The 13491-nt window shown below is 34.8% G+C and carries 13 protein-coding genes; 2 read left to right on the forward strand and 11 right to left on the reverse strand.

All coding sequences use genetic code 11. The annotated features are described in order from the left end of the window. Nucleotides 1–10: 10 nt before the first annotated feature. A complete protein-coding gene (locus ACRASX_RS06585; protein WP_066312910.1) occupies nucleotides 11–1261 on the forward strand; it encodes an ABC transporter permease in 1251 nt (416 codons plus the stop codon). A gap of 83 nt (nucleotides 1262–1344) precedes the next feature. Here the strand turns inward: ACRASX_RS06585 and accD are convergent, their stop codons facing one another. The 3 genes from accD to ACRASX_RS06600 all read right to left on the reverse strand — a co-directional run bounded on the left by accD (nucleotide 1345) and on the right by ACRASX_RS06600 (nucleotide 5996). Beyond that, on the reverse strand, nucleotides 1345–2199 hold the full coding sequence (gene accD / locus ACRASX_RS06590; protein ID WP_066312913.1) for an acetyl-CoA carboxylase, carboxyltransferase subunit beta: 855 nt from the start codon (nucleotides 2197–2199) through the stop codon (nucleotides 1345–1347). A 109-nt stretch (nucleotides 2200–2308) separates the two neighbouring features. After that, nucleotides 2309–3376, reverse strand: coding sequence for a class II fructose-bisphosphate aldolase (fbaA, locus tag ACRASX_RS06595; RefSeq protein WP_066312915.1), 1068 nt, complete (start codon nucleotides 3374–3376; stop codon nucleotides 2309–2311). 64 nt (nucleotides 3377–3440) lie between these two features. Then, nucleotides 3441–5996: a BamA/TamA family outer membrane protein gene (locus ACRASX_RS06600; protein WP_432222834.1), complete on the reverse strand. Its 2556-nt coding sequence runs from the start codon at nucleotides 5994–5996 to the stop codon at nucleotides 3441–3443. Between the two features lie 37 nt (nucleotides 5997–6033). Between ACRASX_RS06600 and ACRASX_RS06605 the strand changes: the two genes are divergently transcribed. Further along, on the forward strand, nucleotides 6034–6762 hold the full coding sequence (locus ACRASX_RS06605; protein WP_432222835.1) for a TrmH family RNA methyltransferase: 729 nt from the start codon (nucleotides 6034–6036) through the stop codon (nucleotides 6760–6762). A 29-nt stretch (nucleotides 6763–6791) separates the two neighbouring features. On the opposite strand, the gene ACRASX_RS06610 is transcribed toward ACRASX_RS06605, so the two are convergent. The 8 genes from ACRASX_RS06610 to ACRASX_RS06645 form a co-directional block, all read right to left on the reverse strand. Further along, nucleotides 6792–7505, reverse strand: a complete 714-nt coding sequence (locus ACRASX_RS06610) for a porin family protein (RefSeq protein ID WP_432222836.1) — start codon at nucleotides 7503–7505, stop codon at nucleotides 6792–6794. Nucleotide 7506: 1 nt separating this feature from the next. Continuing rightward, nucleotides 7507–8238: a bifunctional demethylmenaquinone methyltransferase/2-methoxy-6-polyprenyl-1,4-benzoquinol methylase UbiE gene (gene ubiE, locus ACRASX_RS06615; protein ID WP_432222837.1), complete on the reverse strand. Its 732-nt coding sequence runs from the start codon at nucleotides 8236–8238 to the stop codon at nucleotides 7507–7509. 600 nt (nucleotides 8239–8838) lie between these two features. Next, on the reverse strand, nucleotides 8839–9321 hold the full coding sequence (locus ACRASX_RS06620) for a dihydrofolate reductase (RefSeq protein WP_066312929.1): 483 nt from the start codon (nucleotides 9319–9321) through the stop codon (nucleotides 8839–8841). A 2-nt stretch (nucleotides 9322–9323) separates the two neighbouring features. Continuing rightward, nucleotides 9324–9674, reverse strand: coding sequence for a 2TM domain-containing protein (locus ACRASX_RS06625; protein ID WP_066312937.1), 351 nt, complete (start codon nucleotides 9672–9674; stop codon nucleotides 9324–9326). 317 nt (nucleotides 9675–9991) lie between these two features. Continuing rightward, on the reverse strand, nucleotides 9992–10843 hold the full coding sequence (locus tag ACRASX_RS06630; RefSeq protein ID WP_066312940.1) for a thymidylate synthase: 852 nt from the start codon (nucleotides 10841–10843) through the stop codon (nucleotides 9992–9994). A 31-nt stretch (nucleotides 10844–10874) separates the two neighbouring features. After that, a complete protein-coding gene (locus ACRASX_RS06635) occupies nucleotides 10875–11504 on the reverse strand; it encodes a bifunctional nuclease family protein (RefSeq protein WP_066312943.1) in 630 nt (209 codons plus the stop codon). Between the two features lie 176 nt (nucleotides 11505–11680). Further along, nucleotides 11681–12649 (reverse strand): electron transfer flavoprotein subunit alpha/FixB family protein, encoded by a 969-nt coding sequence (locus ACRASX_RS06640; protein ID WP_432222838.1) that lies wholly within the window; start codon nucleotides 12647–12649, stop codon nucleotides 11681–11683. Nucleotides 12650–12723: 74 nt separating this feature from the next. Further along, nucleotides 12724–13470 carry an electron transfer flavoprotein subunit beta/FixA family protein gene (locus tag ACRASX_RS06645; protein ID WP_066312952.1) on the reverse strand — a complete coding sequence of 249 codons (747 nt, stop codon included), beginning with the start codon at nucleotides 13468–13470 and terminating at the stop codon, nucleotides 12724–12726. Nucleotides 13471–13491: the final 21 nt, after the last annotated feature.

Genomic DNA, 13491 nt, shown 5'->3' on the forward strand with positions numbered 1-13491 from the left:
ACGAATACTTATGTTACTTTACCTTCGCTTGTTAAAAGAAAGTTTTGGGTTTGCCATAAATGCCTTACGAAATAATAAATTAAGGACTTTGCTTTCTTTGTTAGGAGTAACGATTGGTATATTTTCGATCATCGCCGTATTAGCTGCAGTAGATTCTTTAGATCGAAAAATTTCTAAAGATTTAAGTAATTTAGATAAAAACACGATTTATTTAATGAAGTTTTCATTTGGTCCCTCTGAAATTCCACAATGGAAAAGAGAACAATTCCCGAATGTAAAATACGATGAATACACCGCTTTAAAAAATTCTTTGACCAATACAGATGCTGTGTGCTACCAGCTTTTTGTAGCCAGAGAAAGCATTAAGTACGACTCTAAAACAGTTGCTGCCGTAAAGGTTATGCCCGCTTCTTATGAATTTATAAATGTGCAAGGACTGGAATTTGATGAAGGTCGTTTTTACAACGAGTCTGAATCTAACTCTGGAGCCGCGGTAGTTGTTTTAGGACACGATATAGCCGAAGGACTTTTTGGTACTGCAAACCCAATTGGCAAAAACGTTCGTTTGTATGGCCAACGTTTTACAGTAATTGGAACTATTAAAAAAGAAGGTGCAGGTTTATTTGGTGATAGTAATGATACGTCCATTTATATTCCGGTAAATTTTATGCGTCGTATGTACGGAGATAATAATGATGCCCTGACACCTGTAATTGTTTTGAAGCCGACTAAGAGTGTGGACATGGAAGCCTATAAGGCAGAAGTTGCCTATAAGTTGAGAGCGATTCGTGGGATGAAAGCAGGGGAGATGGATAATTTCTTCATCAATGTTTTTTCTGGATTTACCGATTTTATTGACGGCATTATCGGTCAGATGAATGTAGTAGGCTGGATTATTAGTGGATTTTCGCTATTGGTAGGTGGATTTGGAATCGCTAATATCATGTTCGTTTCGGTAAAAGAACGAACAAACTTAATTGGAATTCAGAAATCGTTAGGAGCTAAGAACAGGTTCATTTTGTTTCAATTTTTGTTCGAGGCGATTATCCTTTCTGTAATTGGTGGTTTAATTGGTTTATTGTTGGTTTGGATCATTGCATTTATCTTATCTAATGCATTTGATTTTGATTTTGTGCTTGGTATGGGTAATGTTTTATTAGGAACTGGTCTTGCTGCGCTGATAGGTTTAATATCGGGTATCTTACCTGCAATTTCAGCAGCAAAATTAGATCCAGTAGAAGCAATTAGAACAGGAATGTAATAATCGTAAGATTTTAAAATCTAAGCAATAAAAAAAGGCGCAAATTGTAAAATTTGCGCCTTTTTATTTTTGGATATTTTGAATTATCTAATTTCATTATTCTGAATCAAATCAATATATAGATTGATTTTGTCTTTTAACTCTTTTCGTGGTGTTATAAAGTCAAGGAAACCGTGTTCTAACAAAAATTCAGCAGTTTGAAAACCTTCTGGCAAATCTTTTCCAGTAGTATCACGAACCACGCGTGGACCAGCAAAACCAATTAATGCGCCTGGCTCAGAGATATTAATATCTCCTAACATCGCGTAAGAGGCAGTTGTTCCGCCCGTTGTTGGATCAGTACATAAAGAGATGTAAGGTAATTTTGCCTCAGCCAACTGTACTAGTTTTACAGATGTTTTAGCTAATTGCATCAGCGAGTAAGCAGCTTCCATCATGCGCGCGCCACCAGATTTAGAAATCATGATAAAAGGCGTTTTGTTTTTGATAGCGTGGTCAATTCCTCTTGCGATTTTTTCACCAACAACCGCTCCCATAGATCCACCAATAAAGGCGAAGTCCATACAGCAAATAACAACTTCTTTTCCTTTTGATTTTCCGACTCCAGTACGAACTGCGTCTTTAAGTTGTGTTTTCTCCATAACGTCTTTCAAACGCTCTGCATATTTTTTTGTATCAACAAATTGCAGAGGGTCTTTTGAAGTCATGTTTTTATCTAATTCAACAAATTCGTTGTTGTCAAATAAAATCTCAAAGTAGGTTGCGCTTCCAATTCTAACATGAAAATCATCTTCTGGACTTACAAATAAGTTGCGAGCCAATTCATCAGCATCGATAATTTTTCCTGTCGGAGATTTGTACCACAATCCTTTCGGCACGTCCATTTTGTCTTCTGTCGCGGTCGTAATCCCTTTTTGTTGTCTTTTAAACCAAGCCATTTGTCAAGTATTCAGTGTTCAGTAATCAAATATTCGGTTTAGCGTTCAGTTTTTTAAGATGTGATTGTTGGTAATCAAGCCTTAAAAAACTGAAAACAAAACACTTTTTTTATAATGTATTTACATTGTTCAAGTCAGCAAAAGCTTGCTCTAATCTTGTGTTGAATGTAACTTCGCTTTCACGAATCCATTTTCTTGGATCGTAATATTTTTTGTTAGGAATGTCTGATCCGTCTGGATTACCAATTTGTGTTTTTAAGTAATCGATATTTTTAACCATGTAGTCACGAATACCTTCTGTGTATGCAAATTGCAAGTCAGTGTCAATATTCATTTTGATTACTCCGTATCCAATCGCTTCTCTAATTTCTTCTAAAGTTGAACCTGAACCTCCGTGAAACACAAAATCAACTGGGTTAGCTTCGGTGTTGAATTTCTTTTGAACGAAATCTTGAGAATTTTTTAAGATTTTTGGAGTCAATTTTACATTACCTGGTTTGTAAACACCGTGAACGTTTCCAAAAGCAGCAGCAATTGTAAACTTCGGACTTACTTTAGATAATTCTTCGTAAGCGTATGCTACTTCTTCTGGTTGTGTGTATAATTTAGAGCTGTCAACATCAGAGTTGTCTACACCATCTTCTTCGCCACCAGTAATTCCTAATTCGATTTCTAATGTCATTCCCATTTTGCTCATACGAGCTAAATACTCTTTACAGATTTCGATGTTTTCTTCAATTGGCTCTTCAGATAAGTCAATCATATGAGAACTGAATAATGGCTTTCCTGTTTCAGCAAAATGTTTTTCAGATGCATCTAACAAACCATCAATCCAAGGCAATAATTTTTTTGCGCAGTGATCAGTATGTAAAATTACAGTCGCGCCGTAAGCTTCTGCCAATGCGTGAATGTGTTTTGCTCCAGCGATTCCACCAGCGATAGCTGATTTTTCTCCAGCATTAGAGAGACCTTTACCTGCATTAAATTGTGCTCCTCCGTTAGAAAATTGAATAATAACGGGTGCATTTAATTTAGCAGCAGTTTCTAAAACACCATTTATAGTACTTGAACCGGTAACATTTACTGCAGGAAGTGCAAAGCCTTTTTCTTTTGCATAGTTAAAAATCTCTTGTACTTGATCTCCTGTCGCTACTCCGGGTTTAATGTTGTGTGCCATTGTAATTCTTTTTTAGTTTTTAGTTTTTTAGTGTCAAGATTGCAAAAATAAGAATTAATTAGCATTAGAACGGATAATTTATTCCAAAATTTAAAACCGAGCTTCCTAAGTTGAAATCTTTTAGCCATCTTCTTCCCGTTTCATTTGCAGGATTATAGACTTTAAAGCCTAAGTCAAGGCGAATTACAAAGAAGTTTAAATCATATCGAAAACCGTATCCTGTGCCAAGTGCTAATTCTTTTAAATCTTTTAAACTATCAAATTTCGCATCTGGATCTGTAACTATATCAGCGATATTCCAAATGTTTCCAGCATCTACAAATAAAGCTCCTTTTAAATCCCCTAAAACTTTAAAACGATATTCGGCACTTAACGATATTTTCATGTTAGCTTCGTTAAAATCATTTAAGGCGTTCGTGCTTCCTGGCCCTAACGAGTACGGTTGCCAACCTCTATTATCGTTTGATCCGCCGGCGTAATAACTGCGAGAAAAGGGAATATAATTTGCGTTTCCAAACGGAATCGCGATTCCGAAGAAGCTCCTTACCGCTAATACATTTTCTCGTGAAAAATCCCAGTGTTTGATGTAGTCAAATTCGGTTTTTATGTATTCTGAATATTCAAGATTGAAAATTTGATAATTACCATTTTCGTTTCTCTTTAAATTTCCGACGTCAGAAATTAAAGAAAGTAATGTTCCCGCTGATTCTATTTTAGCTTTAAATACGTAGAAATTATTGTCTAGTAAGTTTCGCTTGGTCGTTGTTGTAAACGTGTAGCTTGTGGCAAAAATAAAATCATTTTCTGTTAAACGCATTCTACGCTCTTCAATGCTTTCGACAGTTTGATAGGCTTTATCGGTTGATCGCAACGCAGTTCTATCTGCCAAAACATCATCAATAAAGGCTTGTGTGCCAGTGTTTATTATTAAATTTTGATCTCCATCGATGTTCGAAATATCGGTGTTGTATAACTTTCCAATTTCATTTAAAGACTTATATGACGAATTGTAAACATTAAAATAATTGCTTGGATTTAGATTTCGAACGTATTGCGAGTTAAACAAGTCAAAGCGTGCTGTATTATTTCTTTTTGGAGTCCAATTGTAGGTAAAAGCAGTGCTGAAGTTTTCTTTGTCCAAACCGATATTGTTCTGTTTAGAAAAGCCTATCGATGCTGCAGTCGACGGAATCATACTTTTAGGTATGATTTTCTCCGTTCCAAAGGGGAGTAATATTCTTGGAAAATTTAAACTCATGTCCACTCCATACTCAGAGGCATTGAAAAATATATTTCTGGGGTTTGCAAAATCTTTTGAGGAACCAATATTTCCTCTAGCAGAGATTTGTAGTGTTTCTGCACCGTTAAATACATTTCGGATCGTTTGAGTGATCGTCATTCCTATTCCGAAATCCTGAATGTTAGAGTGTGTAAAATCCAAAGAACTTCCAAAACTGAATTTCTTTCGTGGCGTCAAATAAATTTTTGCTATGAGTGAACGTCGTGTCGAATCTCGTTTATCTACTTCATATTGCACCGACGGATAATTAAAAATCTTCAAATTATTAAAATACCGAGAGGTCAAAATGGTATTATTGTCTGCAAAGTAATCTCCTTTATTAATAAAAACGGCATCAGCAATAGCGCGCGGTTTGTATTTTAATTTTTCATAACTGTATAAATGTACATTGTTGTAGGTCGCACTATCTCTAATAACTCCTTTTGCTTTTGCAGCAGTATAATCAGTATAGACATGAACGTCACTTATTTTATATAATTTAAAAGGCTCTGTTCTAGTTGAATCTCCGTCTTGATACGAGTAATCATTAATGATCATATTTATGTCTAACTTTTTGCCTTTTTCGATCGTATCTATGTCAAAAGAAATGTAATTGGGCTGAAAGTTATAGGCGCCGTGATTTCTAAAATAGGTTGTGATTCTGTTTTTTTCTTCTTCAAAATCGGTAGTCTTGTACTGTTTTCCAGGAACTAATAAACTAGTTCTTCTGGTCGTTTTAAGTAATGAGTCTAATGCAGGTGTTGTTATGGTAGCGCGAACAGAATCTATAATGTAAGCGCTTCCTGTATTTATTTTATAATCTATTCTGGCTTTTTTTCGTCCAGTGCTATCAATGTCATAATCTGTTTTAACATCAAAAAAGCCTTCGTTAAAATAATAGTATCGCAAGCGAAGCATTGATTTCTGTATCTTGGTCGTGTCAATAATTACAGGAGCTTCTCCAGTGCTTTTTAAGAAATCGTTGATGCCAGAATATAAAAAAGATTTGCCTAAACGATCTACTTGTTTAGCTGAATATATTTTGGATAAACGCTCATACCGACCTGGATTTTGGTCAAATTTTGCCTGAAAAGTAGAGTCAGGATTTAGGTTTGCTAAATTGTACAGATTCAGCCTTAATCGAAAACCTAAGAGCTTTCCATTTGGCTTTTGATACAATTGATTGTACGCATTTTCATCCTTTACTGATTTATCATTTACAAAAATTGAGTTTTTGGTCAGTAAATTTTTGTTTTCAGGAACTCGTTTTACACTATCACAGGCAGATATAATAATCCCTATTAAGATAAATAAAGCTATTTTTGTGGTAATATTTTTCAAGTGATTTACTAAATTTAATTCAAAAGTACATTATTTTATGGTTAGTAAAAACCAAATAAAACTTATATCGAGTTTACATCAAAAAAAATACCGGTTTGCCAATCAATTATTTTTTGCTGAAGGCGTAAAAGTAATTCAAGAGCTTTTGGACTCTGATCTTGAGCTCGAACATCTGTTCACTACTCAAAACGATTTTGAAACGGTTTCATTGCATAAGAGGTCAGAAATATCAGAGAGTGATCTAAAAAAAATCAGCGCGCTAACGACACCTAATTCTTGCTTGGCCGTTTTTAAAATTCCTGTCGAAAAATCTTTGACGCAATCGGGACTAATTGTCGCGCTAGACGACGTTCGCGATCCGGGAAATTTAGGAACAATTTTGCGTTTGTGCGATTGGTTTGGTATCGAGCAACTAGTGTGCTCGGTTGGAACAGTAGATTTGTATAATCCGAAAGTGGTACAAGCTACAATGGGCTCTATTACTAGGGTTAATGTAGTGTATACTGATTTAGGAAAATTTATTTCAGAAAGTAATTTGCCTGTTTATGGTACATTTATGGATGGGGAATCAATCTATAATTCAAAATTACCTTCAGAAGGAATTATTGTTATGGGAAATGAAGCGAATGGAATCTCTGGTTCGATTGAAAATAAGGTGTCGAAGCGAATTGCAATTCCTCGTTTTGGAGACATTCAAAAGACAGAAAGTTTAAATGTTGCTACAGCGACAGCTATCATTTTAAGTGAATTTAAAAGGAATTCATAAATTTAGAATTCCTTTTAAAGTAAAATATTTTAATGAAAAGTGAAATTAACCAATAACGCTCTTGATTTCATAGAATCTATGTTCCCGGTCCAAGGACTATTTGGGTTGTTGTCGCGAATAAGCTCGTCTCCAATTCCGAATTGACCTCTAACCGAAGGAGAGAAGATGAAGTATTCCGTAAAAATATCAATTCCAAATCCGATCTCATAATTGAATGTCCACGGCTTAACTCTAAATTTTTGATCGTAATTATCGTCTATAGACTTGTTATTAGCCGATAAATTTAAAGTTGTTGATGCTCCTCCTAACAAATAGGGACGAACATTTCCAGCACGCAAAGCAGAAAATTTTAGTAAAAGCGGAAAATTAATATACGTACTACTTACTTCTCTTAAATAATCTAACTCTTGATCAAATCCTGGATAATATAAATCACGTTTGGTGTAGTACAATCCTGGTTCAAAACGAAGATTAAAGTATTCGTGTAAACGTAAATCGGCTACTACTCCAACATTAAATCCAATAGTTTTTTTTACCTGAATATCTGTGCCTTCTGGCACGAAATTCTTGTAATCAAATTTTAAATCGTAGCTGTTAAATCCTAAATAATAACCAAAATAGAGCCGTTGCTTTTGCCACGTTTCTAAATTGATAATAGGATCCTTGCTAAAAATGCTTTTAGTAAATTGAGAATTTGCATGAATGGCAAACAGAAGCAGGAAAACAACAATTAATTTTCTCATATTATTTTTTAGAAGCTGAATATATAGTAGCCACACCAAAAGTTTGCGGCATAGCTACAACATCTATAAACCCAATTTTTCTCAAAATATTGTTAAAGGCTTCTCCAAAAGGAAATGCAGCTGCAGATTCAGATAAATAACCATAAGCACTATTGTCTTTGGAAAACAATTTACCGATTAGTGGTAATATATTTTTAGAGTAAAAAGTATAGCCTTGTTTATAAGGTGCTTTGGTTGGCACTGAAGTTTCTAGTATCACAAAAACACCACCCGGTTTTAAGACACGAAGTATTTCAGAAAGTCCAGTTTCTAAATTCTCAAAGTTTCGCACACCAAAAGCAACCGTAATAGCATCAAAAGTATTGTCATCAAAAGGGATTTTTTCTGAATCGGCTAAAACCATTTCAATACGCTTAGAAAGATCTTTAGCATTAATTTTCATTTCGCCAACCTTTAACATTCCTGCCGAAATGTCCAATCCAATAATTTTTTCGGCTTTGGTCTCAGCCATCAATATCGCTAAGTCGCCAGTTCCTGTAGCAATGTCAAGTATTGTTTTGGGTGCTTTATCAGCGACAATTTTTAAGACTTTTTTACGCCATTTCACATCGATACCAAACGAGATAACACGATTTAAATTATCGTAATCACCCGAAATGTTATCAAACATTTGCGCTACTTGTTCTTTTTTGCCTAGAGCCGAATCTTTATATGGAGTTATTTTCTGAGTCATTTTTTTTGTTTGTACAAATATAACACAAACCCGATAAACAGTAGTGTTGTTTTTTAAATTCTGCGTTTCTTGTATTTTATGTTTTTTTGATTGTTTTTTAAATTATTTTGGTTTAAAAGATGCAGTATGTTTTGGTTTTTAATGATTTTATTAAATATCACTAAAAGTGGGTATTGTGCGATGCGTAGAAATTTATGAATTTAGCCAATGTAAAATAGTATTATTTTTCAATGACCAATAGAGAATCAATGACCGACATCAAATGGATAGTGCTTGCGCTTGTTATCTCGTTTGTTCTAGTAAGCTGTTTTGAGGGTGTTGTTTTTGAGGGCAACACTATGTTTAAAGCGCAAAATACGTTCTTAGGATTAAATTTGTTTTTGGAAATTTTAATTTTCTTTGTCTTTAGTACCTTCGTGGTATTTGGTATTAAAGGCTTTTTTGAGATGTACTCTCAGAAACTATCAAATATTATTATATTCATTTCTGGTGTACTTTTAATATTTGTAATTTTTATTTTATGTTATCAAATACTCTTTCTAGAGTAGGTTGTAACTTTAAAGGTCAAAAAAAACATCCCAATCGGGATGTTTTTTTATTTTATAGCTTATCGTAAGTTTCGTAAGTGTAATCGTAGGCATGTCGTTCATCTTTAGCATTGAACTCCGATTCAATTAATTTCCATTCTTCAGGTTGTATTGTCGGAAAAAAAGCATCTCCTTCAAATTCTCCGTGAACCCTTGTAATTTCGAGGCAGTTCGCAAATGGTAACGCAAGTTTATAAATTTCCCCTCCACCAATTATGTAACTATCTTGATCATTAGGGCAAAGTTGCAACGCTTTTTCGATACTGTCAACAATTAAACAACCCTCTGCTTGATAGTCTAATTGTCTGGTAATTATTATATGAGTTCGATTAGGCAATGGTTTTGGGAAACTCTCAAAGGTTTTTCTTCCCATTACAATATGATGACCTGTTGTTAGTTTTTTAAACCGCTGAAAGTCGTTAGGTAAATGCCAAACTAATTCATTGTTTTTCCCTAAAGTGTTATTTTCGGCTACAGCCGCAATCATAATAATCATAATTATAAGGTATGTGTGTCCGTTTCTTCGACAAGATCGTTTTGTAATTGCGTGATTCGCTTTTGCTGTAGCGATACTAAGCGCTCAATTTGAGCTTTTTCCCAATTTTTATTCATAAAGCGATCAGTGATGTATACTTTGATAAAGTGTAAGATGAAAATAAAGAACCAACATGTTATTGCCCAAACAGCCCAATTTGTAGTAGTGCTAATGTCTAGAAATCGGTTGGCGACGAACATAAATAAACTTCCAAGTAAAAAGAGGACGAAGTGAAAGTAAAGGTTTTTTTTCTGCTTAATTCTTTTTCTAGCGTATTCGTATTGTTCAAATTGTTCGTGCACTTCTTTTTCCATGTTATTTGAATTAGATTATAAAGTTAAAATTTATTTTGAATTCATCATACAGCGCTGCTAATAATTTATTTTGAAAACGATTTCGATTATTGGAATCGCAATATGTAGGTTGACTTTCAACAGGTAATTTAAAGTTTACAATTGTGTAAATCTCTTAGTAAGACGATGAATCAAGTGTTCGGGCGTTTGTCGAATCGGATAGGAATTACCTTCACTTTTGAAAATTATTAGAATTTCTTTACTAGAAGCTAGCAAAAATTTTGTTTAAGTAAAGTTTTATTTTAGACCTAAAAAAATCCGCAATTGCGGATTCTATTTTATACAGCTACGCTGCCTTTAATACCAGCATGCGGTTCATAATCTAGTAAAGTGAAATCATCGAAAGTGAAATCGAATATGTTTTTTATTTCTGAGTTCAAAATCATTTTTGGTAATGCTTTCGGTTCACGAGAAAGCTGCAACTCTAATTGTTCGACATGATTGTTATAAATGTGCGCATCTCCAAAAGTATGAATAAATTCTCCAAGTTCTAAATCGCAAACTTGAGCGATCATCATGGTAAAAAGAGCATAAGAAGCGATGTTAAAAGGAACTCCTAAAAAAATATCTGCCGAACGTTGGTACAATTGGCAAGATAATTTGCCTTTTGTTTCACCTTTAGTTTGATCGGGACTTGCAACATAAAATTGAAAAAAAGCATGACAAGGTGGAAGTGCTGCTTTATTATCGGCTACGTTTTCTTCAAATGATTTCTTTGTATCTGGCAGAACCGAAGGGTTCCACGCCGAAACTAACATTCGTCTGCTGTTTGGGTTCGACTTTAATTCTGTGATTAATTCTGCAATTTGGTCAATTTCTTCGCTGTTCCAATTGCGCCATTGGTGTCCGTAAACGGGTCCAAGATCGCCGTTAGAGTCTGCCCAAGCATCCCATATTTTTACCCCGTTTTCTTGAAGGTATTTAATATTGGTGTCGCCTTTTAAAAACCAAAGTAATTCGTAAATGATTGATTTTAAATGTAGTTTTTTGGTTGTAACCATCGGAAAACCCTCGTTTAGATCGAAACGCATTTGGTAACCAAAAACACTTTTTGTTCCTGTTCCTGTGCGGTCTCCTTTTTGGCAACCATTTTCTAATACATGTTGAACCAAATCTAAATACTGCTTCATTTTTTGGATTTTATATAATAAAAAATAGGTTTTATTCTCTTTTAGAAATTTCGTCTCTTATTTTGGCTGCTTTTTCGTAATCTTCATTTTCAACTGCTTGCTCTAATAATTCGTTAAGTTCTGAAGTCGTGTGCGAGCTGTACTGATCACCAGATTTATTGCTTTCTTCGTTGTTCCCAAAAGTGTCAGGATTTGAAAGTACATCGTCTAAGTCTTGCGAACCTTGATGTGGATCTGAAATCGGATTCGACTTTAAATAAATCCCAGCTTTGTCTAAAATATTTTTATAAGTAAAAATTGGAGCTGCAAAACGCAATGCTAAAGCGATAGCATCAGAGGTTCGAGCGTCTATAATTTCTTCAATTTTATCTCTTTCGCAAATTAAACTGGAGTAAAAAACGCCATCAACCAATTTGTGAATTATGACTTGTTTGACTACGATGTCAAATCGTTCAGCAAAATTTTTAAACAAGTCGTGCGTTAAGGGGCGAGGAGGTTTTATTTCTTTTTCTAACGCAATGGCAATCGATTGAGCTTCAAAAGCACCAATAACTATCGGTAATTTTCGTTCGCCATCAACCTCATTCAATATCAAGGCATAAGCGCCATTTTGAGTTTGACTGTATGAAATTCCTTTTATAGATAATTTGACTAAGCTCATAAGATGCAGAAGTAAAAGGTTTTATAACCTTATTTTAAATGTTGTTTTGTGTGTAATTTGAAGGTGCAATTTTAATCAAAAACTAAGAAATAAAAAAGCCGACTAAAAGCAAAGATACGATTATCTAGTTTTTAGTCGGCACATTTGTTGAGTTTCTATTTTTTAGATTTCTAAAGCTACGATTGTTGCGCTTTAAAAGCTTTTAATTTTTCGATTAATTGAGGTACAATTTCGAACGCATCACCTACAACTCCGTAGTCTGCCACTTTAAAGAATGGAGCTTCTGGATCATTATTGATAACAACTTTTACTTTAGATGAGTTGATTCCGGCAATGTGCTGAATTGCTCCTGAAATTCCGATGGCGATGTATAAATTGGTTGCAACTGGTTTTCCTGTTTGTCCAACGTGCTCTCCGTGAGGTCTCCAGCCTAAGTCAGAAACGGGTTTAGAACAAGCTGTCGCTGCTCCAAGTACAGAAGCCAACTCTTCGATCATTCCCCAGTTTTCTGGACCTTTTAGTCCACGACCACCAGACACAACGATGTCTGCATCAGCAATCGAAACTTTTCCAGACACTTTTTCTACCGATTCAACTTTAACGCTAAAATCGTTGTCTCCGATTGTTGGGTTAAAATCTTGCTCCGTTAAAGTAGAAGCGCTTTCGTGAATTCCGTAGGTGTTTTTTGCTAAAGCCAATACTTTTACATCCGTATTGATTTCTGTAATAGTAAAAGCTTTGTTTGAAAAAGCAGTTCTTTTAACCTGAAAAGGCGAAGTACTTACCGGAAGGCCTACAACGTTTGATGCGTATCCAGCCTCTAAAGCAACTGCTAAAAGAGAAGATAAATAAATACTATCTGTTGTTGATGATAATAAAATTAATTTAGATGATTCTTGTTGTGCCGCCTGTTTGATTACATCAGCGTAAGCTTTTGCAGTAAAGCCCGAAAGTTTATCGTTGGCTACTTTTAGCACTTTATCTACTCCGTATTTGGCCAATTCGCTAACATCCGAAGTGTTGATTGTTACTGCCGTTACTGTTGTACCTAATGATTCGGCTACCTTTTTTGCGTAGGATGCCAACTCAAAAGCTACTTTTTTAAATTTTCCTTCTGCAGATTCTGCATATATTAATATTGACATGAGATTTGTGATTTTAGATTAAAGAATTTTGGTTTCAAATTTTAAATCGAAACACTAAAAACTAAATGAGATTACTAGATTACCTTCGCTTCGTTATGTAATAAACTGACTAATTCATCCAAATTATCTGGAGAAACTAGTTTCACAGCCGATTTTGCAGCAGGCTTTTCAAATTTAACTGCTTTGGTATTTGTCGAAGCATCAATTGGTTCAACAATAGTCAACGCTTTAGAGCGAGCAGTCATAATTCCTCTCATATTCGGAATACGTAAATCTTTTTCTTCAACTAATCCTTTTTGACCACCGATAATTAACGGGAGTGAAGTGCTTACTGTCTCTTTTCCGCCATCAATTTCACGAACGGCCGTTACGTTTGTTCCTTCAACCGTTACACTTGTACACGAGTTTAAGAAGTTATAACTCAAAATTCCGGCAATCATTCCAGGAACCATTCCACCATTATAATCTAAAGATTCTTTTCCAGCAATTACTAAATCGTAATTTCCGTTTTTAATAACTTCTGCTAATTGTTTTGCAACAAAGAAACCATCAGTTGGTGTTGCGTTGACACGAATCGCTTCGTTTGCACCAATTGCCAATGCTTTTCTTAAGGTCGGCTCCGTATCTGGTCCGCCAACATTTACAACAGTAACCGTTGCTCCTTGTTTTTCTTGAAACCAAATTGCTCTTGTTAAACCAAACTCATCATTTGGGTTAATCACGTACTGTACTCCGTTGGTATCAAATTCAGAATCACCATTTGTAAAGTTAATTTTTGAAGTAGTATCAGGCACATGGCTGATGCAAACTAATATTTTCATAAGTATATTTTTTATAAATTT

The organism is Flavobacterium sp. TMP13 (assembly GCF_050847115.1).
Lineage (GTDB): Bacteria > Bacteroidota > Bacteroidia > Flavobacteriales > Flavobacteriaceae > Flavobacterium.

What these genes read in the sequence shown, in the direction of transcription:
- ACRASX_RS06585 (WP_066312910.1), top strand. Translation starts at nt 11, where the DNA reads ATGTTACTTTACCTTCGCTTGTTAAAAGAAAGTTTTGGGTTTGCCATA.
- accD (WP_066312913.1), bottom strand. Translation starts at nt 2,199, where the DNA reads ATGGCTTGGTTTAAAAGACAACAAAAAGGGATTACGACCGCGACAGAA.
- fbaA (WP_066312915.1), bottom strand. Translation starts at nt 3,376, where the DNA reads ATGGCACACAACATTAAACCCGGAGTAGCGACAGGAGATCAAGTACAA.
- ACRASX_RS06605 (WP_432222835.1), top strand. Translation starts at nt 6,034, where the DNA reads ATGGTTAGTAAAAACCAAATAAAACTTATATCGAGTTTACATCAAAAA.
- ACRASX_RS06610 (WP_432222836.1), bottom strand. Translation starts at nt 7,505, where the DNA reads ATGAGAAAATTAATTGTTGTTTTCCTGCTTCTGTTTGCCATTCATGCA.
- ubiE (WP_432222837.1), bottom strand. Translation starts at nt 8,238, where the DNA reads ATGACTCAGAAAATAACTCCATATAAAGATTCGGCTCTAGGCAAAAAA.
- ACRASX_RS06620 (WP_066312929.1), bottom strand. Translation starts at nt 9,321, where the DNA reads ATGATTATTATGATTGCGGCTGTAGCCGAAAATAACACTTTAGGGAAA.
- ACRASX_RS06625 (WP_066312937.1), bottom strand. Translation starts at nt 9,674, where the DNA reads ATGGAAAAAGAAGTGCACGAACAATTTGAACAATACGAATACGCTAGA.
- ACRASX_RS06630 (WP_066312940.1), bottom strand. Translation starts at nt 10,843, where the DNA reads ATGAAGCAGTATTTAGATTTGGTTCAACATGTATTAGAAAATGGTTGC.
- ACRASX_RS06635 (WP_066312943.1), bottom strand. Translation starts at nt 11,504, where the DNA reads ATGAGCTTAGTCAAATTATCTATAAAAGGAATTTCATACAGTCAAACT.
- ACRASX_RS06640 (WP_432222838.1), bottom strand. Translation starts at nt 12,649, where the DNA reads ATGTCAATATTAATATATGCAGAATCTGCAGAAGGAAAATTTAAAAAA.
- ACRASX_RS06645 (WP_066312952.1), bottom strand. Translation starts at nt 13,470, where the DNA reads ATGAAAATATTAGTTTGCATCAGCCATGTGCCTGATACTACTTCAAAA.